This is a genomic window from Streptomyces hokutonensis, from assembly GCF_000376565.1.
Lineage (GTDB): Bacteria > Actinomycetota > Actinomycetes > Streptomycetales > Streptomycetaceae > Streptomyces > Streptomyces hokutonensis.
The window spans coordinates 49,372-69,226 of record NZ_BARG01000017.1 but is presented as its reverse complement, the minus strand read 5'-3'; the positions used below and the strand labels follow the sequence as shown (position 1 = coordinate 69,226).

General features: G+C 71.3%; 17 protein-coding genes. 12 read left to right on the top strand and 5 right to left on the bottom strand.

Annotated elements, in window-relative coordinates:
• Window positions 1-270 precede the first annotated feature (270 nt).
• The 4 genes from SSP08S_RS07975 to SSP08S_RS07960 are packed head-to-tail and all read left to right on the top strand — an operon-like array spanning window position 271 to window position 4,589.
• Window positions 271-807, top strand: coding sequence for a hypothetical protein (locus SSP08S_RS07975; RefSeq protein ID WP_019067049.1), 537 nt, complete (start codon window positions 271-273; stop codon window positions 805-807).
• The gene (locus SSP08S_RS07970; RefSeq protein ID WP_019067048.1) at window positions 804-1,976 is read left to right on the top strand and encodes an MAB_1171c family putative transporter; all 1,173 of its coding nucleotides are present in this window, start codon (window positions 804-806) and stop codon (window positions 1,974-1,976) included. The genes SSP08S_RS07975 and SSP08S_RS07970 overlap by 4 nt, the downstream gene beginning before the upstream one ends.
• On the top strand, window positions 1,973-3,148 hold the full coding sequence (locus SSP08S_RS07965; RefSeq protein ID WP_019067047.1) for an MAB_1171c family putative transporter: 1,176 nt from the start codon (window positions 1,973-1,975) through the stop codon (window positions 3,146-3,148). The genes SSP08S_RS07970 and SSP08S_RS07965 overlap by 4 nt, the downstream gene beginning before the upstream one ends.
• 49 nt (window positions 3,149-3,197) lie before the next feature.
• Window positions 3,198-4,589, top strand: coding sequence for an NAD(P)/FAD-dependent oxidoreductase (locus SSP08S_RS07960; RefSeq protein ID WP_019067046.1), 1,392 nt, complete (start codon window positions 3,198-3,200; stop codon window positions 4,587-4,589).
• Window positions 4,590-4,807: 218 nt separating this feature from the next.
• On the opposite strand, the gene SSP08S_RS07950 is transcribed toward SSP08S_RS07960, so the two are convergent.
• Entirely contained in the window at window positions 4,808-5,422 is a 615-nt protein-coding gene (locus SSP08S_RS07950) for a TetR/AcrR family transcriptional regulator (protein ID WP_019067044.1), read from the bottom strand.
• Between the two features lie 105 nt (window positions 5,423-5,527).
• Between SSP08S_RS07950 and SSP08S_RS07945 the strand changes: the two genes are divergently transcribed.
• Complete coding sequence (locus SSP08S_RS07945; protein ID WP_019067043.1) at window positions 5,528-6,262, top strand: SDR family NAD(P)-dependent oxidoreductase; 735 nt, start codon at window positions 5,528-5,530, stop codon at window positions 6,260-6,262.
• 39 nt (window positions 6,263-6,301) lie between these two features.
• Window positions 6,302-6,925, top strand: coding sequence for an NADPH-dependent F420 reductase (locus tag SSP08S_RS07940; protein ID WP_019067042.1), 624 nt, complete (start codon window positions 6,302-6,304; stop codon window positions 6,923-6,925).
• Window positions 6,926-6,982: 57 nt separating this feature from the next.
• On the opposite strand, the gene SSP08S_RS07935 is transcribed toward SSP08S_RS07940, so the two are convergent.
• From SSP08S_RS07935 to SSP08S_RS62475, 4 genes are all read right to left on the bottom strand, one after another.
• Entirely contained in the window at window positions 6,983-7,825 is an 843-nt protein-coding gene (locus tag SSP08S_RS07935) for an SMP-30/gluconolactonase/LRE family protein (RefSeq protein WP_019067041.1), read from the bottom strand.
• Complete coding sequence (locus SSP08S_RS07930) at window positions 7,822-8,595, bottom strand: IclR family transcriptional regulator (protein WP_026178285.1); 774 nt, start codon at window positions 8,593-8,595, stop codon at window positions 7,822-7,824. Before SSP08S_RS07930 ends, SSP08S_RS07935 begins: the two co-directional genes overlap by 4 nt.
• A gap of 146 nt (window positions 8,596-8,741) precedes the next feature.
• The gene (locus tag SSP08S_RS07925) at window positions 8,742-10,013 is read right to left on the bottom strand and encodes a PucR family transcriptional regulator (protein WP_019067039.1); all 1,272 of its coding nucleotides are present in this window, start codon (window positions 10,011-10,013) and stop codon (window positions 8,742-8,744) included.
• A gap of 4 nt (window positions 10,014-10,017) precedes the next feature.
• Window positions 10,018-10,170, bottom strand: coding sequence for a hypothetical protein (locus tag SSP08S_RS62475; protein ID WP_019067038.1), 153 nt, complete (start codon window positions 10,168-10,170; stop codon window positions 10,018-10,020).
• 174 nt (window positions 10,171-10,344) lie between these two features.
• Here SSP08S_RS62475 and pgfA point away from each other — a divergent pair, with 174 nt between their 5' ends.
• The 6 genes from pgfA (at window position 10,345) to SSP08S_RS07890 (ending at window position 19,853) form a co-directional block, all read left to right on the top strand.
• Window positions 10,345-11,322 (top strand): cell envelope lipid trafficking protein PgfA, encoded by a 978-nt coding sequence (gene pgfA / locus SSP08S_RS07915; RefSeq protein ID WP_026178283.1) that lies wholly within the window; start codon window positions 10,345-10,347, stop codon window positions 11,320-11,322.
• Between the two features lie 201 nt (window positions 11,323-11,523).
• Window positions 11,524-12,675 carry a glycosyltransferase family 4 protein gene (locus SSP08S_RS07910; protein WP_019067036.1) on the top strand — a complete coding sequence of 384 codons (1,152 nt, stop codon included), beginning with the start codon at window positions 11,524-11,526 and terminating at the stop codon, window positions 12,673-12,675.
• Entirely contained in the window at window positions 12,672-13,406 is a 735-nt protein-coding gene (locus tag SSP08S_RS07905; RefSeq protein ID WP_043259321.1) for a class I SAM-dependent methyltransferase, read from the top strand. The genes SSP08S_RS07910 and SSP08S_RS07905 overlap by 4 nt, the downstream gene beginning before the upstream one ends.
• The gene (locus SSP08S_RS07900) at window positions 13,403-17,842 is read left to right on the top strand and encodes an alpha-(1->3)-arabinofuranosyltransferase (protein WP_019067034.1); all 4,440 of its coding nucleotides are present in this window, start codon (window positions 13,403-13,405) and stop codon (window positions 17,840-17,842) included. Before SSP08S_RS07905 ends, SSP08S_RS07900 begins: the two co-directional genes overlap by 4 nt.
• Window positions 17,839-19,128: a condensation protein gene (locus SSP08S_RS07895; protein WP_019067033.1), complete on the top strand. Its 1,290-nt coding sequence runs from the start codon at window positions 17,839-17,841 to the stop codon at window positions 19,126-19,128. Before SSP08S_RS07900 ends, SSP08S_RS07895 begins: the two co-directional genes overlap by 4 nt.
• On the top strand, window positions 19,125-19,853 hold the full coding sequence (locus SSP08S_RS07890; protein WP_019067032.1) for a class I SAM-dependent methyltransferase: 729 nt from the start codon (window positions 19,125-19,127) through the stop codon (window positions 19,851-19,853). The genes SSP08S_RS07895 and SSP08S_RS07890 overlap by 4 nt, the downstream gene beginning before the upstream one ends.
• Window positions 19,854-19,855: the final 2 nt, after the last annotated feature.

Here is a 19,855-nt window from a genome sequence, read left to right as displayed (position 1 = left end):
CTCGCAACTTCGAACGGGACCGTAAAATCGAAGCGCGTCCACGTCAATGGGTTGAGCACAGTGCAACATTCATTCTTGGGGTCGATTTCCGGACACAGCGGTCGTTCCCGGTCCCACAACGGCCACCGAACGACATGACGTCGGCAGTTGTGGACGCGTAACCTCGGACCGGCTGTGCGGCGGACGGCGAGACGAGGGAGCGGCCGGTTTCCTGCTGCCGCGGCGACGGTGAGGTGGCTGAGTCGACGTATGTCCTGGCATATTGCAGCGGTGCGCACGAAGAAGGAGATGAGGCGGCTCGCCGGCGCCCTCATCGACCCCATGCACGTCCCGGTCCCCGCCGACCCCGAGGCCCTCTTCGACGCGCTGGTCGACTCCGTCATCCGCTGGCGGGGACGTGAAGTCGTGGTGCGCCGCGAGGTGTTCCCGCCGCACACCGCCAGCGGGCTCTGGCTGGAGGGCGACACCTACGACGTCATCGTCATCGACAAGCGGGCCGCCGCCTGGCACCAGATCGTGATCTTCTGCCACGAGGTGTGGCACATGCACCGGCGCACCACGGAGCGTCCTCCCCAGCTGACCGCCGAACGCGGCCCCCGGCCCGTCGCCGCCCGCACCGACTTCAGCGTCGCCGACGAACAAGAGGCGGACCGGTTCGGCATGTTGATGAGCGGGCGGCTGCGCCCCTGGCTGGAGTCCGCGGCCGGCGCCGACTCCGGGTTCGGTCCCGCCGAGGCCGACGACGGTACGCAGGGCGTCGCCGGGCGCATCGGCGCCGCCCTCAACTACCGCGGGACCAGAAAATGAGCGGCCTGATCAACTACCTCAGCTGCGGCCTGCTCTGGCTCGGCATGCTGGTCAAGGCCCCGGATCTCATACGTCATTGGCGCGACCCCTATCTCCGCGTCATCTGCGTGCTCCTCGCGCTGGCCGGCGCCTGCTTCTTCCTCGGAGCGCCTCCGACCGTCGGCGCGGTCAACCGGCTCAGCGGTGTCCCGAACCTCGCCGCACCGCTGACGTACGCGTCGATCACCGCGTACAGCGCGTCCTCCCAGGTCCTGATCGTCTACTGGCGGGGCGGACCGCACGTCCACCGCACCGCCCGCCGCTGGATCGTGGCCTACACGATCGTCCTGGTCGGCATCGCCGTGATGTTCGCGCTCGGCGACACCCCCGTGGAGCGCCGCACCGACTTCGACACCTACTACGCGACGACACCGTTCACCGCCGAGATGATCGTGCTGTATCTCGCCGGGCACCTCGCCGCCGTCAGTGTCACCACGGTCTCCTCGCTGCGCTGGGCCCGGCAGGTGCACGGCTGGCTGCGCGCCGGGCTGGTCACGCTGGGCGTCGGCTCGCTGTGCGGCGCCGGGTACAGCCTGACCAAGTTGGCGGCGGTGGTCGCGGGTTGGTTCGGGCGGGACTGGACGAAGCTCGGGACGACCGTCTCGCCGGCCGCCGCCGGCCTCGGCGCGGTCCTGATCGTCGTCGGCGTGCTGATCCCGCTGGCCGGCCCCCGGCTGACCCAGCGCCGGCAGGCCCGGCGGACGTACGCCCGCCTCGAACCGCTCGCACACGAACTGGACGAACTCCTCACCCGCCGTGCGCTACGGCTCCCCCGGCCGCGCTTCTCCTCCCCCGCGACCCGGCTGGTGTGGCGGCAGACCAGCATCCACAACGCGCTCGGCCACCTGGACGCGTTCTTCGACCGGGCCCTGTACGAGCGGACCTTGGAGGCCGCGGCGCGCACCACGGGCGGGGCGGAACAGGCCGAGGCGACCGCGTGGGCGGCGGTCGTCGCCGCGGCGGTGGCCGAGGAGCGCACCGGCGACCCGGACGGCACGCCCACCGACGCACTGGACCGGGCTCCCAGCACCGCTCTCCTCGTGCCCATCGCCGACGCGCTGACCCGGTCCCCGCTCGTCGCCGCCGCGCGGGTCCGTGCCGGTACGACGGAAGGGAGCACCCGGGCATGAGCCTCATGGTGTATCTCGCCGCCGCCGTCTTCCTGCTCTCCTGCACCGCCCTGCTGGCCCGGCCCTCGAACGCCCCGCGCGACCCGCTGACCGTGTCCACCTGCGCGGCGATCGTCCTCGGCTCGCTGGGCCTGGTCTGCGCGGCGCCGACGACTTTAAGCGCGGTCAACGGCCTGACCGGCATCCCGAACTTCGGCGCCCCTCTCACCTACGGCATGATCTCCGCGTACAGCTGCTCCCTGCTGGTCCTGCTGATCCACTGGCGGGGCGGTTCCCCGGCCCGGATCCGCCGCATGGTGCTGCGCAGCATGGCCGCCTACGGCGCGCTGATCGTGGCCATCGTCGTGCTGTTCGCGCTGGCCGACGCGAGCACCGAGCGGCTCACCGACCTCGACACGTACTACGCCAACACTCCCTACATGCGCGAGATGATCGTGCTCTATCTGCTCGGGCACAGCGCGGCCACCCTGGCGATGTGCTCGGTGTGCGTGACCTGGGCCCGGGAGGTCACGGGTCTGCTGCGGACCGGGCTGCAACTCATCCTGGTCGGCACGCTGTTGGACGTGGTCGGCTTCCAGCTCACCAAGTACACGGCGGTGGTGGCCCGTTGGAACGGTCACGACCTGGACTTCCTCTCCACCGGACTCGCCCCGCCGATGGCCTCGCTGGCCGCGCTCACCTGCTCCGCGGGCTTCGCCCTGCCGAGGCTGCTGCCGGCGCTCCGCGCGCACCGGCGCGACCTGGGCGCGCTGCGCGGACTGGGTCCGCTGTGGGCGGAGGTCCGGTTCGCGTCCCTCGCGCCGAAGCCGCCCAGCGCGCTCTGGCAGCTGCCCCGGATGCGGCTGCACTGGCGTGAAGTGTCCATACACGACGGCCTGTTGGCGCTCGCCCCGTACTTCGACGACCGGGTCCGCGAACGCACCCGCGACGCAGCCCTGCATGAGGGCCGTTCCGCGCACGAGGCGCGGGTGGCGGCCGAGGCGGCGATGGTGGCCGACGCCGCCCGCCGCGCCGCCGCCCGCGAGAAACCCTTCGACACCCCGAGCACCTACCGGCTCTACGCCACCGAGGTCTCCGACACCTACGGCCTGGTCGAGCTGGCCCGGGAACTGGCCCGCTCGCGGCTCGGCACGGCCGTAGCGGAGAGTACGGTGAAGGCCACCCCGCGCTGACCGATGGTTGCGTGAACACCCCTGTTTCCAGGCTTACTTGAGGAGCTTCATGTCCCGCAGAGCTGTCGTCGTCGGTGCCGGACTGGCCGGTCTGCTGGCCGCGGCCGCGTTGTCCGCGCACGCCGACGAGGTGATCGTGCTGGACCGGGACGAGCTGCCCGACGGGCCGGAGCACCGCAGGGGTCTCCCGCAGGGGCGCCACGCGCATCTGCTGATGTCCGGCGGTCTGGCGGCGATCGACGACCTCGTGCCCGGCCCGAGCGTGCGCGACCAGCTGCTCGCCGCCGGCGCCCACGAGATCTCCCTCAGCTCGGGCATGCTCGCCCTGACCTCCGAGGGCTGGCTGCGCCGCTGGAAGCAGGAGGGCCCCCGGATGCTCACGTGCACCCGCGCGCTGCTGGACTGGGTGGTGCGTTCGGCGGTCCTGGCCAACACGAAGACGGAGATCCGTACGGCCCGGGGCCTGGACCTGCTCGGCGACGCCCGGCGGGTGACCGGCGTACGGATCTCGACGGACGCCGGGATCACGGAACTCGACGCCGATTTCGTGGTCGAGGCCAGTGGCCGCGGCTCACGGATCGTGCGCTGGCTGGGAGCGCTCGGGGTCACCGGGATCGACGAGAAGACCGTCGACTCCGGCCTGGTCAACGCGACCCGCATCTACCGCCGCCCCGAGGGCGCCGAGCACTTCCCGCTCACGATCCTCCAGGCGAACCCGTACGAGTCCCGGCCCGGCCGCGCCGGAATGGTCCTGCCCATCGAGGGCGACCGCTGGATGGTCAGCCTCGCCGGCACCCGGGGCGGCGAACCGCCCGCCGACCCCGACGGCTTCCTCCAGTACATCCGCGACCTGCCGCACCCCATCCTCGGCCGCCTGGTCTCCGGCGCCGAACCCCTGACGGACATCCACACCAGCCACAGCAGCAAGAACGTCCGCCGCTATCTGGAGAAGGTCCAGGACTGGCCCGACGGCCTGGTCGTCCTCGGCGACGCCCTCGCCACCTTCAACCCGGCCTACGGACAAGGCATGTCGGTGGCCGCGCTCGGCGCACAGATACTCTCCCGCGAACTGGACCACGAGGGCTTCACCGCCCCCGGCCTCGCCGCCAAGGTCCAGCGTGGAGTCGCCGCCCCCGTGGAGGGCGCCTGGTCGATGGCGGTGGGCCAGGACATCTGGTACCCCGAGACGAAGGGCCCCGAGCCGACAAGGGCGGACCGCCTGATCACCGGCTACTCCCGCCGCCTCCTGAAGTCGGCCACGGGTTCGTACAAGGCGGCGGCAGCACTGGCCGCGGTGACGAGCATGGAGGCGGACGCGTCGACCCTGATGCGCCCCGGCACCCTGCTGGCGGCCCTCAACGGCCCACTCCTGCCGCCGCTTTCGGACCCGCCAATGACCCCGTCGGAACGAAAGACACTGGCCGAACTGGCAGGCTCCTAGCCCTCGCTCCCCCGGCCCCCGTCCGTCGCCGGGAGGGCCTTCTCGATGAGGACAGCGGCAACGACGGCAGCCAAAACGCGGACCACCTGATCACCCACTCATCCCACGGCAGTGACAAGCACAGAGCCGGCGGCCCTCAACGACCCACTCCTGCCGCCGCTTTCGGACCCGCCAATGACTCCGTCGGAACGAAAAACACTGGCCGAACTGGCAGGCTCCTAGCCTTCGCTTCCCCGGTCCCGGTCCGTCGCGGGGAGGGCCTTGTCGATGAGGACAGCGGCGATGGCGGCGGCGGTGGGGAAGGACTCGGCGTTGAGGACCCGGGTGCGGGCCGAGGCGCCGTCGAGGAGCAACGCCAGCTGTTCGCCGAGCTGTTCGGGGTCGGTGGCACCGCCCTCGCGGGCCGCCGCGGCGAGCCGTGCGGCGAGGGCGAGCTTGTAGTCGCGTGCGTACTGGGACGCAGGGTGGCGGGGGTCGTGGATCTCGACGGCCGCCTCGATGTACGGGCACAGGGGCGTGAGCTCGTCCGAACCGGACGCGGGCAACTCGAAGGCGGCCAGGAGCCGTTCGCGGGGCGTGAGGTCGGTGCGGTCGAACACTCCGGCCATGACCTCGGGGTCGAACCGGCGCAGGTACTCGGCGACCAGGTCGTCCTTGCCGGCGAAGTGCTGGTAGGCCGTGCGCTTGGAGACCTGGGCCTCCGCGCAGAGCTGGTCCATGCCGGTGCGGTTGATGCCCTGAGTGCGGAACAGCCGCTGTGACGCGCTGAGGATGCGCTCACGCGCGCCCCTGCCGCGACGCCTGCCCTGTGGGCCCATTTCCACCTTCGTCATGACTCCATCGTAGCCCCGTTCGGTACTGATCGGTGTACATAGCTTGCGCTCCCCTCGGGCCGTCGCCTACGTTAAGTACACAGCCCGGTGTACAAAGGAGTGATCGTGGGAAAGCTCGACGGCAAGACTGCGGTGATCACAGGCGGTTCGACCGGCTTGGCGCTGGCCGGCGCGAAGCTGTTCGCCGAGGAAGGGGCCCATGTCTTCATCACGGGCCGACGACAGGAGGCTCTGGACGACGCCGTCAAGGTGATCGGCCGGAACGTGACCGCCGTACAGGGGGACGCGGCCGACCTGGACGACCTGGACCGCCTGTACGAGACGGTCCGGCGGGAGAAGGGCTCGATCGACGTGCTGTGGGCGAGTGCCGGCACGGGCGAGCAGGGCAAGCTCGGTGAGATCACCGAGGAGCAGTTCGACCGCACGTTCTCGCTGAACGCGCGCGGCACGCTGTTCACGGTGCAGAAGGCGCTGCCGCTGTTCAACGACGGCGGCTCGATCCTCATGACCGGGTCGAACGCCTCACTCAAGGGCTTCCCCGGCTGGAGCGTGTACGCGGGGAGCAAGGCCGTGCAGCAGGCGTGGGCCCGGGGGTGGCTGAACGAGCTGAGGGACCGGCGGATCCGGGTGAACGTACTGACCCCCGGCCAGGTCGCCACGGCCAAGCAGGCGGAGCTGTTCGACGAGGAGACGAAGCGGCAGTTCGAGTCACTGATCCCGCGGGGCGCGATGGGCAGCCCCGAGGAGATCGCGACGGTCGCGCTGTTCCTCGCCTCGGACGACTCGAGTTATGTGAACGGGCTGGAGCTGACCACCGACGGCGGCACCACGGCGATCTGAACCGGCACACCGGACGACTACAAGAAGAGAGCACATCTCATGAGCAGCATCAGCATCATCGGCACCGGGAACATGGCCCGCACCATCGGCGCGCTGGCAGTGGCGGGCGGCAACACCGTCGAGGTCATGGGCCGCGATCACGCCAAGTCCGCCGCCCTGGCCAAGACACTCGGCGGCGACACCACCGCGGGAGAGTGGGGCGCCGTCCCGGCCGGGGACATCGTGATCATGGCCCTGCTGGCCGAGGGTGTCGTGCCGGCCGTCGCCCACTACGGAGACGCCCTCGCGGGCAAGGCCGTCGTCGACATCAGCAACTCCTTCGATGCCGCACTCGACGGTCTCACCCACCGTGAGGCCACCTCGATCGCGCAGGAAGCCGCCAAGGTGGCCCCGGCCGGTGCCAGTGTGGTGAAGGGGTTCAACACCGTCTTCCGCCACGTCCTGGAGAACGGCCGGCCCGACATCTTCATCGCCGGCGACGACGAGTGGGCCAAGACGCGCGTCGAGGAGTTCATCAAGAGCCTCGGGATGCGCCCGATGGACACCGGCGGCCTGAAGATGGCGCACTGGCTGGAAGGAGCGGGTCTGCTCACCATGGGCCTCGCCCGCAATGGGGTCGGGGGCTGGGACTTCGCCCTCGGCGTCGCGGAACTTCCCGCCTGAGCCGACGGGGGCATGAACGCGGCGCCCGCCGGCGGACGGCCGCCAGCACCCCGACTCTCAGCCCGCGAACGCCGGTTGCGCCAGCCCCTTCCCCGCCCCCGGCACCACCAACAGCGAACCGGCAACGGGATGCGGGGAGTTGAGCCCGACCCGCGCCGTGGTGACGTAGAGGTCGGTCAAGTCCGCACCGCCGAACGCGCACGCGGTGACCAGCGGAACGGGCAGCCGCACCTCACGGTCCAACTCCCCGTCCGGCGCGTACCGCCGCACCGCGCCCCCGTCCCACAAGGCAACCCAGACACACCCGTCCGCATCGACGGTCAGCCCGTCCGGGAACCCGGCACCGTCCTCGATCTCGGCGAACCGCCGCCGCTTCGAAACCCGCCCGTCCGCGTACTCGAAGACATCGATCCGCCGCGTGGGCGAGTCGATGTAGTACATGAGCCGCCCGTCCGGACTCCACCCGGTCCCGTTGCTGACGGCCACGTCGTCGAGGACCAGCTGCACCGAGCCGTCCCCGGTGATCCGGGACAGCGTGCCGCCGCACGCGGCCTCGTCGTAGCGCATCGTGCCCACCCACAGCGCGCCGTCCGGCGCCACGGCCGCGTCGTTGGCGCGCCGCCCGGGCACCGGGTCCCGGTGCAGCCACCGGAACCCGTCGTCCTCGTCCACGAGTCCGACCCCGTCCCGGAGATTGAGGACCAGTCCCCCGCCGACCCGGGGCTTCGCCGCGCCGACGTGCTGTTCGGTCACCCTGACCGTGCGCGCGCCGGTCGCGGGGTCGTACGTGTGGACCCTGGAGCCGAGGATGTCGATCCAGATCAGCCGCCCGGCCGCCGCGTCCCACGTCGGCCCCTCGCCGAGGGTGGCCTCGGCGCGTACCGCCACCTCGTACGTCATGCCACGCTCCGGTGTCCGAGTCGCTCAGACAGTTCCGCCGCGCCCTTCACGGCGAGCTGCTCCAGCTCGTCCCGCCGCTCGTCGCTCCAGCGGATCATGGGGACGGAGATGGAGAGCGCGGCGACGACCTGCCCGGTGCGGTCCCGGACCGGGGCCGCGACGCAGGAGACGTCGGGGTTGGACTCGCGGCTCTCGACCGCGACCCCGCGCTGCCGGATCTCGGCGAGGGCCGCGCGCAGGGCGTCCGGCTCGACGATGCTGTTGGGCGTCATCGCGACCAGCGTCGCGCCCGCGGGGATGCGGGCGGTGAGCTCCGGCTCGGGGAGGGAGGCCAGCAGCATCTTGCCCACGGAGGTGCAGTGGGCGGGCAGCCGGCGGCCGGCCGCCGACACCATGCGCACCGCGTGCGTGGAGTCGACCTTGGCGATGTAGATGACGTCGGTGCCTTCGAGGATGGCCACGTGCACGGTCTCGTCGCAGGTCTCGGCGACGGACCGGGCGACCTGCTGGCCCTCGGCGGCGAGGTCGAGCTGCTCGGCGTACCGGCTCCCGAGCTGGTACGGACGGACCCCGAGCCGGTAGCGTCCGGGTTGTCCGGGCACGGGCACGATGTACGACCGGGCGGAGAGCGTGGTGACGAGTTCGTGCACGGTGGTGCGCGGCAGTTGCAGCTTGCGCACGATGTCGGGGGCGGAGAGCGTCCCGTCCCCGTCGAGGAAGAGCTCAAGGATGTCGAGAGCCCGGGTCACGGCAGGTACGAGGCGTCCCACAACCGGCCCCCTTCTTGGATGTCGATGAGTGGCCGCACCGCATGGCGCGTTCACAGGACGTGTTCGAAATTTCAACTGACGATCGGGATAACGAACACAGGCTAGCCATAGAGGGTTGCACGGGCAATGGTCGGGTGATCGCCCGATTACCGCCGGGCCCTGGGATCGCCCAGCGCACCCCTCAACCGCTGCGCCCGCAGGACGAGTTCGAGCTCGAAGCGACGGTCGGGATCGTCGATCTCGCCGCCCCACAGTTCGCGGATCTGGCGCAGCCGGTAGCGCACGGTCTGCGGGTGCACGCCGAGTCGCGCGGCCACTTCCGGCGCCCCGCCCCGGGTCTCCAGCCAGGCCAGCAGGGTCTCCGCGAGCCGCCGCCCGTGCGTCGGCCCGCAGTGCGCGAGCGGCGCCAGACACCGCAGCGCGAGATCGTCGATCAGCTCCTCGGGCTGGAGCAGGACCAGCGCCTCGGTGTGCTCCGTGCAGTACAGCACCCCCCCGGCCGGCAACAGCCCCCGCTCCATCAGCCCTACGGCGGCCTCGGCCCAGCGCGCCGACTTCACCGCGTCGGCCAGCGGCACCGGGGGCCCGATCGCGCCGGCCCAGCCGGTCAGCGCGCGGTGCAGCAGCTCGGGGCGGCCGGCCGCGTCCGGTTCCGGGACGACCATGCGGGGCTGCTCGTACTCCATGTCGAGCAGGACCTCCTGGCCCACGGCGGGGGCGACCGCCTCGCGGGCCGGGCGCAGCAGCACGCCGACGGAGACCTTGTCGGGCAGCGGCCAGCCGATGCGGGCGGCACGCTCGGAGAGGGCCTCGGCCGGATCGCCGCGGTGGTGCTCGGCGAGGAGGAGTTCCATCAGCCGCCGCTGGAGGCGCAGCCGCTCCCCCGCCTGTCTCGCGGCGGCCTCCGCGTAGCCGCGCACGGACTGGTCGACCAGCCCGTCCAGGTACTCGTAGCCCGCGTCGACGAGTTCGTACATCGCGGGCGGCGGGATCTCGACGCGCTGGCCGATCTCGGCGAAGCGCCGCCAGGCGAGCCGTACGCCCATGCGGTAGATCGCCTGGAGCGAGTCGAGGGTCCGGCCGTGCAGGCCCTCGCCGCGCCCGAACTCCTGGAAGACGCCCGGCGGTACGGTCGGGCGGCCCTCGGCGGTGTCCAGGTGCTGGACGAAGACCTCGATGGCGCGGCGGATCCCGATCAGCGCCATGGGTTCGCCCGAGTCATCTAGGACCAGGGGCAGTTGGGGGTGCTCGCGGCGGATCTCGCGCAGGATCTCCTCGGCGAGCGCGGGCGCCTCGGCCATGGCGATCGCGGCGAACTCGCGCACCTGGGTGCGTGGCACGTCGAGCCACGCCGAGCGTGCCGTCACGGTCGCCGGGCGGACGGTCGCCGGTGGTGCGGTCGCCGGTCGAGCGGCCATGGGGTCAACTCCCTTGACCCGCTTGCTCGTACGTGATCAGCGGCGTGTTCGGCTGGTCGGGCCCGGCGTCGAGCAGCGCGACGATGCCGAGCGCGGCGCCGACGGCGAGGGCGGCGGCGAGAACCATGGTGAGTACGGCGGCGAGCAGTCTGGACATCGCAGGGTCGGCCTCTCTGTCCTGAGGTTCTGTCCCGAGGTGCCGCCCCGGGGTCGTCCGCCCCTGCCCGTCGGCCCAGTGTCGGCAGACATTGACACTCCGTCAAGGGGCGCCTACGGTTCCCGCCCCAAGGGCCGGCCCGAACTCCTCACCACCTTCCACTGGAGTGTCCGGATGCGCCGTACAGCCTCTCCACTTTCGTTGATCCTCCTGGGACTTGGCACGTTCTTGCTGGTCCTGGCGCCGCTGCTGGCGTGGTACGTCGAGCCGCGGGCCGCCGTGACACCGATCGACATCGACACGACCGCCGTCTACCGGGGCACCGGAAGCTACTTCGACACCGGCGAGTTGCGGACCGTCGACGACAAGCGGATCACCGTCACCCAGCAGGTCCGCGGCGATGTCGCCGACAGCGAGAAGAGCGGGGACGCGGTGTGGGACGTCACCACGACCGTCGACACCGACAAGTCCCTGCCGGCCGCCGATCCGCACGACGCGCTGGAGTTCTTCCCCAACCGCTGGGTCACGGACCGTAAGACGAACAAGCCGGTGCACTGCTGCCACGAGAACCCGTACTTCGAGGGCGACGCCTACCTGAAGTTCCCCTTCGACGTGCGGAAACAGCCGTACCAGTGGTGGGACAACTCCCTTGGCGGGACGGTCACTCTGCGTTACGCGGGGACCAAGAAGGTGCAGGGCTACTCGGGTTACGTCTTCAAGGGCACGGTCCCGGCCACGAAGATCGGCACCCGGCTGGTCCCGGGCAGCCTGGTCGACCAGCCCAACTCCCCCCAGATCCTGGCCGAGGAGTGGTACTCCAACCACGGCATCGAGCTGGTCGTCGACCAGCGCACCGGCCGGGTGATCTACGCCCAGACCGGCCCCCGCCGCACCCTGCGCGCCCCCGGCCACTCCTACGACTCACTGCTCCTCCTCGACGCCGACAAGCTCGCGTTCACCACGGCCACGCAGAAGGAACAGGTGAAACTCGCGAAGAAGGAGAGCGGTCAACTGCGCCTGGTGGGGCAGTCGTTGCCGATCGGTACCGCTGTGGCCGGATTCGTCCTGGCCGTGATCGGCGGGGTTTTGGTGCTACGAGGACGTCGGCGCCCGGAATCACCCGCTTCACCCGAGTATCCACCCACGATGTGACGTGACGTCAGTTCTAATAACCCCGGAAATTGTCACACGGGTGAGTAGCCGTCAGGAACGCCGAAGCGAAAACTGTCCACCCACCCGAGCACAGCCCACTCACAGAACTCCGCACCGCGCCCGCCCTTTGCCCGCCCTTGCCAGCCCTTGTCCTTCCATCTCCCCGCAGAGTTCCGCACCCCGAGACGAGTTGGAGCACCCATGCCCCAGCACGTGCCCCACCCGCTGCGTACGGCGTCCCCACCGGCCGCGCAGCACCACGCGACGCCGGTGCCGCAACCGCGCCGCATCGTCTTCCTCGCCCACCGGGATCTCGACAACCCCTCGGCCGGCGGCTCCGAACTCCTCGTGGACAGACTCGCCGACGGCCTGACCCGGCTCGGCCACCAGGTGACCCTGCTGTGCGGCGGCCCCGCGGCCTACCGCGACTACCGGGTCGTGTCGGCGGGCGGCACCTACGGCCACTTCCTGCGCGCCCGTACGGCGTTCACCCGGTCGATCGGTGACTGCGATCTGCTGGTCGAGGTGTGCAACGGCATGCCCTACTTCGCTCCCGTCTGGCATCACGGGCCCACCATCTGCCTGGTCAACCACGTCCACACCGATGTGTGGAAGATGCGGTTCGACGGGCCGATGGCCCCGGCGGCCCGGATCGGCCGACGGCTCGAACAGTGGGCGCTGACCGGGGCGCAGCATCGCGGCCTGCTGGTCGCGGTCTCTCCCTCCACCGCGCACGCGCTGCGCGGGATCGGGATCGAGCGGGACCGGATCCGGGTCGTCCACAACGGAGTCGAAGAACCCGGTCCCTGTGCCGAGCGCTCGCCGGAGCCGTTGTTCGTGGCGGTGGGGCGGCTGGTCGAGTACAAGCGGATCGATCTGCTGCTACGGCTGTGGGAGCGGGTGCGGCCGGTCACCGGCGGGCGGTTGCTGATCGTCGGCGACGGGCCCGAGCGGGAGCGGCTGGAGCGACTCGCGGGGCCCGGTGTGGAGTTCACCGGGCATGTCTCCGAGTCGCGGAAGCACGAACTCCTTTGCGCCGCCTGGCTGTTGCTGCATCCCTCCGCGCTGGAGGGGTGGGGGCTGGTGGTGACGGAGGCCGCCGCCCGGGAGACACCGGCGATCGCGTTCGACGTGCCTGGGCTGCGGGACTCCGTCGTGGACGGGGAGACGGGGGTGCTGGCGCGGGGGGAGTCGTCCTTCGCGGCTGCCTGGTGCACGCTCGCGCTGTCCACGCATCGCCGTGAGCTGATGGGCAAGGCGGCTCGTGATCGGGCGGCGCGTTATCGCTGGCACCGGACCGTCAGACAGTTTCGGGCTGTTGCCGCTGAGGCGGTGAGGGGCTGGGGGTCGTGACCGGCCCCAAGGATCCCTCCCTGCGCAGATCGGTGGCCCTCTTCCGTGCCTTTCTGCATGAGCAGGACGACCCGGAGTTCTGCTACTCGCTGCTCGCCCGCGACGCCGCCGATCAAGTCGAGGCCTACGACGGTCCCGTCACCGGTCGTACCGTCGTCGATGTCGGCGGTGGGAGTGGTTACTTCACCGAGGAGTTCCGGCGGCGCGGCGCCCACGCCTATCTTTTCGAGCCCGACGTACGGGAGTTGGGGCAGAAGCCGCCGGACGGGACGGTGGTCGCGGACGGGTATCTGCTCCCCCTGTCGGACGGGGTCGCCGATGTGACCTTCTCGTCCAACGTCCTTGAGCATGTGGCCGATCCGCAGACGTTCCTGAGTGAGCTGGCGCGGGTGACGCGGCCCGGTGGGCTGATCTATGTGTCGTTCACCAACTGGCTGTCCCCGTGGGGCGGTCACGAGTGGGCGCCCTGGCACTACCTCGGTGCCGAACGGGCCCGGGCCCGCTACCGGCGCCGTACCGGCAAGGCCGCCAAGCACACTCTCGGCGAGAACCTGTTCGCCGTGCACATCGGTGCCACCCTGCGGCAGGTCCGTGCCCGCGACGACGTGACGGTCGTCGCGGCGCGGTCCCGCTACTGGCCCTTCCTCGACCGAGCCGTCGTCAAGGCGCCCGGGATAAGGGAGTTGGCCACCTGGAACCTCCTCCTCATCCTCCGGCGGTGTCCACGATGACGGCGACCACGGTCCAGGCTCCGCCCCCGGCGGCCGATCCCACCAGCACGACTCTGGCCGGGCCCCCGGAGGGTCCCAGGTCGTGGCGCTGGCTGCTGGGGTTCTGGGCCGTGGTGTTCGTGCTGTTCCTGGCCGTGCATCCGGGGCGGCAGACCTTCGACACCAAGCTCGGCGTCACCGTGGACCCCGGGCAATTCCTTTCCGATCTCGGGCAGTTGTGGCACGACCGGGGTTCCTTCGGCGGTATCCAGGACCAGTACGCCGGCTATCTCTGGCCGATGCTGCCGTTCTACTGGCTGGCCCACGCCGTGCACCTGCCGGTGTGGCTGGCGGAACGGCTGTGGCTGTCACTGGTCGTCTCGGTGGCCTTCTGGGGCGCGCTGCGGCTGGCCGAGCGGCTGCGGGTCGGGAGTCCGGCGTCCCGGCTGCTCGCCGCCGTCACCTACGCGCTGTGGCCGGTGTTCACGATCGTCGTCGGTTCGACCTCGGCCGCCGCACTGCCCGGCGCCTTCCTCCCCTGGGTCCTGCTGCCGCTGACCAACGAGCGCTGTACGGCCCGTGTGGCCGCCCTGCGCTCGGCGCTGATCGTCCCGTTCATGGGCGGGGTCAACGCGGCGGCGACCCTCGCGTCCCTGTTCCCGGTGGGCCTGTATCTGCTGTCCCGCCCGGCCGGACCCCGGCAGCGCAAGCTCATCGGATGGTGGGTGCCCGGGGTCATTCTGGCTACGGCATGGTGGTGGATCCCGCTGCTGATGCTCGGTGTCTACGGCGAGAACTTCCTTCCCTACGTGGAGACTTCGCAGACCACGACGGACACCATGTCGGCGACGGAGGGGCTGCGCGGAGCCGGTGACTGGGTCGCCTATCTGCACCTCGGGGAGGCCTGGATACCGGCCGGCTGGACGGTCGCCTCCTCGGTGATCGTGATCGTCTGCTCGGCACTCGCGGCGGGGCTCGGTCTCGCCGGACTGGCCCGCCGGGACATGCCGGAGCGGCGCTGGCTGGTGCTGGTCGGGGTGTCGATCGCGCTGATCCTGTTCGCCGGGTACGGCGGCTCGTTCGGGGCCCCCTTCCACGGGCTGGTGCAGGACTGGCTGAACGGCCCGCTCGTGCCGTTCCGCAACATCTACAAGTTCCAGGCGGGGCTGGCCCTTACCCTCGTCCTGGGCCTGGCCCACCTGGTGGGTGTGGCCGCCGAATCGCGGGGTGCCCGTCCGGTCCGGGGGCGTCGGCTCGCCCCGCTGATCGCGGTGGTCCTGGTGCTGCCCGGTCTCGCGTGGCCGTATCTCAACGGGTCGATCCTGAACCCGGGTTCGTTCCAGCAGCTTCCCAAGTACTGGCAGTCCACGGCCGATTGGCTGCACAAGTACTCCCCCGACTCCCGCGCCCTGGTCGTCCCGGCGACCGCGCACGGCATCTACACCTGGGGCTCGCCCATCGACGAGCCCCTGGATGTCCTGGCCGACTCCCGCTGGGCGGAACGGGACTACGTCCCGATGGGCACCCCCGGCAACCGGCGCGCGATGGACGCGGTGGAACAGGCACTGGACTCCGGCGGCGAAGTCCCGGGCCTGGCCGACTACTTGAGCCGGGCCGGCATCTACTACGTCGTCGTCCGCAACGACCTCGACCCCGACCAGATCGGCTACGTCCCGACGACCACCGTGAAGCGCACCCTGGAGCAGTCGGGATACCAGCGGGTGACCGGCCTCGGGCCCGTCATGACCGGCGGCCGGATCGCCAACGACACGCCCCTCCAGGTCGAGGGCCTCTATCCGCGCCAGCGGGCGGTGGAGATCTACGAGCCGACGAGCAAGGACGTCGTACGGCCGGGCCAGGCGGGCCTGACGCCGGTGGCCGACACGGCGGTGGTCTCCGGCGGACCGGAGTCCCTGCTCCCCCTCGCGACCGAACTCCGGGGCCGGGCAACGGTGTTGACGGGAGACAACCACCCGGGGCTGGGCTCCCCGCCGCTCCAGATCCTCGGCGACGGACTGCGCCGCGCCGACACCCGGTTCGGTCTGGTCGACGCCAACACCTCGTACACGTACACCCCCGACGAACGCAACGCGCCGGACGCCGTCCAGGACGCGGGCAAGAAGCCGAAGCAGATCCTGCCGACGAAGGGCATCGCCCATCAGACGGTGGCCGAGCTGCGCGGCGCGCGCTCGGTGACGGCGTCCTCCAGCGGCAACTGGCTGTTCCAGCTGCCCCAGTTCGACCCGGTGAACGCCTTCGACGGCAACCCCGACACCGCGTGGGCCGAGGGCGCGGCGGGCTCCCCGAACGGGCAGTGGCTGCGCATCGGCTTCACGGGCGGGTCGTACGACATGCCGGGTTCGTTCAAGGTGACCCCGCTCCCGCAGGAGAGCGTGCGGGCGGCGGCGACGGAGGTGAGGGTGGAGACGGCGAAGGGTTCGGTGACCAGCTACCTCCAGCCGAACGGCATGACACAGACGGTCAAAGCCCCTTCCGGCACGACGAGTTGGATGAAGCTGACGATCGTCGACTCGGTGGCCCGCCGCACCGGACTCACCGGCGCGGGTTTCTCCGAAATCGCCCTGCCGCACGTCCAGGTGACCCGGCTCCTGAAACTCCCCACCGACGCGGACAGCTCCGACTCGGCCGCCGAGATCATCTCCCTGCACCGCACGGCCGACCCGACCGGACTCTCCCCGACGGGCACGGAAGCGGGCCTGCACCGCACGTTCTCGACGTCGACGGCGGGAACGTACGAGATGAAGGCGAGCGCGGTGGCGATCCCCGGCGAGGAGTTGGACAAACTCCTCTACGAGGTGGCCCCCGGCCAGCAGCACCGCATCACGGCGACGGCGGACTCCACGGCGGCGCTCGGGGCGGGCCTCTCGGCCCGCAACCTGACGGACGGCGACCTGACGACGGGCTGGGTGGCGGGCGACCGACCGACGATCCATCTCAGCTGGACCGGCAAACAGGCCGTGGGCGAAGTGGTGTTGGCGCCCGCGGGCGGTTTGTCGACCCGGGCGACCGAGGTCGACATCAGCTCGCCCGACGGCGCGACGATCGCCGGCGTCGACGAGAACGGCATGGTCCGCTTCGACCCGATCACCACGGACCACCTCGACATCACGATCACGAAGACGGCCCCGCTCACGCTCCACAACCCGGTGGCCGACGAGAACCTCCAACTCCCCGTTGGCCTGTCCGAGGCCTACATCCCGGCCCTCGACCAGTACCGCACCCCCCAGCCCGACCCCACCCGCACTTTCACGCTGGCCTGCGGAAAAGGGCCCGTGGTGGCGGTCGACGGCGAGCTGTACCAGACGAGCGTGACGGGGACGGTACGGGACCTGACGGAGCGCCGGGCGGTTGACGTGACGCTCTGTCAGGAGGGCAGGAACGACCCGGCGTTGGAGCTGACGTCGGGCACGCACCGGGTCGAGGCGGGCGACGCGGGACCCCTCTCCCTGACAGACGTGACACTCACCCGGGGAACTGTCACACCGGCGACGGAGACCGGTCGGGACCTACGGGTCGTGGACTGGCTCGGCGACCGCCGCGAGGTGACGGTCGGCTCGGGCGCGGCCTCCTACCTCACCACGTACGAGAACTACAACGACGGCTGGAAGGCCACCCTCAACGGCAAGGAGCTGTCCCCGGTCCGCCTCGACGGCTGGCAGCAGGGCTGGCGCGTCCCCGCAGGCGCGGGCGGCACGATCAAGCTGTCCTACACACCGGCAACGACGTACGAGGCAGGCCTCATCGGCAGCGGTGCGGCCGTGGCAGTCCTCCTCGCCCTGGTGATCTGGCGCCGCCGAGAGCCCAACCCCGACGAGCTCCAACCACCCCCGCCCCTCCCGGGCTTCTGGCTGGGCACGGTGGCACTGACCCTGGTGGGAGTGGTGATCGCGGGCTGGTTCGCCCTGCTGGTCCCGGCGTTGGCGCTGCTGGCGTACCGCCGCCACGCGTTGCTCGTCCCGATCGCCTTCGTGGCACTGGCGGGGGCGGGAACCGTGGCGGCGACGGGCGCCGGCGACCCGGTGGGCGCGGGCGAGGGAGCGTTCAGCCGCGCGGCCCAACTCCTCGCGCTGATCGGGTTGTTCACGGGGCTGGTGAGCGTACGGGAGTGGCGGGCCCCGGAGTCCCCGGACTCGACGCTGGTCCTGCCGGCGTCACCGGCGCCGCTGCCGCAACGGGAGCGGGGGACGAGCGCGATGGGCGAGCCGTCGGGGGGTGGGGGAAGGCCAAGTACCTGGGAGGAGCTGCACGCCGGCGAGGGCCCGGGGGCGATCGAGTCCGGCCCCACGATCTCGGCACCCGGCCCGGGCCACGGGGAGTCTCAGCCCACGTCACCACCAGCGGCCCCTGAAGGGGCGCGGGGCCGTGACATCAGCGGCTCCGCCGCGCGGGCGCGACCAGCCCCTACCGACCCGCACCAAAAGGACGACCCCCAATGACCACACTCGACCACCCCCGCTCCCCCACCCGCATCCCCTTCCCCACAGTCGACGAAATAGCCCGCCACTGCCACCAGTCCACCGAACCGGAAACAGTCCACATAGAGGTCCACCTCCCCGGCCCGCTCGACCCGGAACGGCTCCGCACCGCCTTCACCCAGGCCCTGCACCACCACCCCCGCATCCTCATGCGCGAGGCCCCGGGCCCCTGGTACCGCCGCCGCTACGAATGGGAGTTGACCGACGACCCGGACGTGGAGGTGACGACCTTCACGCCCGCCACCCGCGACGCCCTCAAACACGCCCGCACCCGCTCCCTGGACCACGCCCCACCCCTGACCGCATCCCCGCCCATCCGCCTGGAAGCCGTCGAACTCCCCCAGGGCACCGCCCTCCTCCTCACCGTCAACCACACCGCCCTGGACGGCCCCGCCTGCCTCCGCGTCCTGGCCACCGCAGCGGAGCTGTACGGCGGCAGGGACAACGCCCCGACCGCCCCACCGACCCGCCCCCCGGACACCCCCGAACCCCCCACGGCCACGCCGTCCGTCTGGACCCCGCCCGCCCGCGTCGCCCCCGGCACCCCCGACCCCTCCCCCGGCGGCAACGGCCTCCTCCTCACCGAACTCACCGTCCCGCACCGCCCCAAGGGCTCCCCGTACACCGTGAACGACCAACTCATGGTCACGACGGCCCTGATGATCGCCCACTGGAACCGCGAACACGGCGCACACCCCCGCCCGCTGCGCATCACGATGCCCGTGGACGACCGCTCCCGGGGCACGGACATGCCCATCGGCAACGGCACCCGACTCGTCGAAGTCACCTTCGCGCCCCACGAGTTGACCACCGACCCCGCCGAGATGGGCGAACTGCTCCACCGCACGGCGACCCGCACCCGCGCCCTCAAGGCCCTCCCACGGCCCCAACTGGGCCACGGAGCAGCCCTGTTGACGGCTCCCGTCGTCCCCGTCGCCTGGCGGGCGACCCTCACCCGGGGCCTGCGCAGAGCCGCCGCGCCCTGGACCTCGACGACCCTCCTGAGCAACATCGGCCGTATCCCGTACGCCCTGGACTTCGGCGACCCGGCCGGGCGGGCGCACGCCGTGTGGTTCTCGGCGCCCGCCCGGATGCCCCGCGGCCTCACCGTGACCACCGCCTCCACCGCAGGAAGGCTGCACGTGGCCCTGCGCTGGTCGCGCACCCTCCTCGGCCCCGGCGACGGCGCCCACCTCCGCGACCTGTTCGAGCACTACCTGCACACGACGGAGGAGCACGCGGCATGACGACCACCGCCCCGCACCACCCCGGCCTCCGCGACTTCTACGAGAACCCCGCCGTTCCGGTCGCCTCCGGCCCCTCCCGCACCCTCCGCCAGGCCCGCGTGCTGGCCACCGCCCTGGGCCCGGCCACCCACCACCCCCGCACCGTGCTCGACATCGGCTGCGGCGACGGCACCGCGGCGGCCACCGCCGCGCCCCTCCTCACCGGCCACCGCGTCATCGGCGTCGACTGGTCCCAGGACGCGCTGACCCGAGCCCGAACTCACCTTCCGTACACGGTCCGTGGGGAACTCACCGCGCTGCCGCTGCGCACGGCCGTCGCCGACGCCGTGCTGTTCAGCGAGGTGATCGAGCATCTCGTCGACCCGGACACGGCGCTCGCCGAGATCCGCCGGGTCCTGCGCCCGGGAGGCCATCTCATGCTGTCCACACCGAACTTAGCCGCCTGGTACAACCGCGCCCTGCTGCTCGCGGGTGTCCAGCCCGTGTTCTCGGAGGTGAGCCTGCGCGCGATCCACGGCCGCCCGGGCAAGGAGGTCGTAGGACATCTGCGGCTCTACACCCCGCGCGCGCTGCGGGAGTTCGTGACGGCGGCCGGCTTCGAGGTCGTCGGACTCAAGGGCGCCCCCTTCCACGGCGTACCGCGCCCACTGCGCCCCCTCGACCGACTGGCCTGTGCCAGACCGCAGTTGGCGTCGATCCTGCTGCTGCACGCGCGGAAGACGTAGGG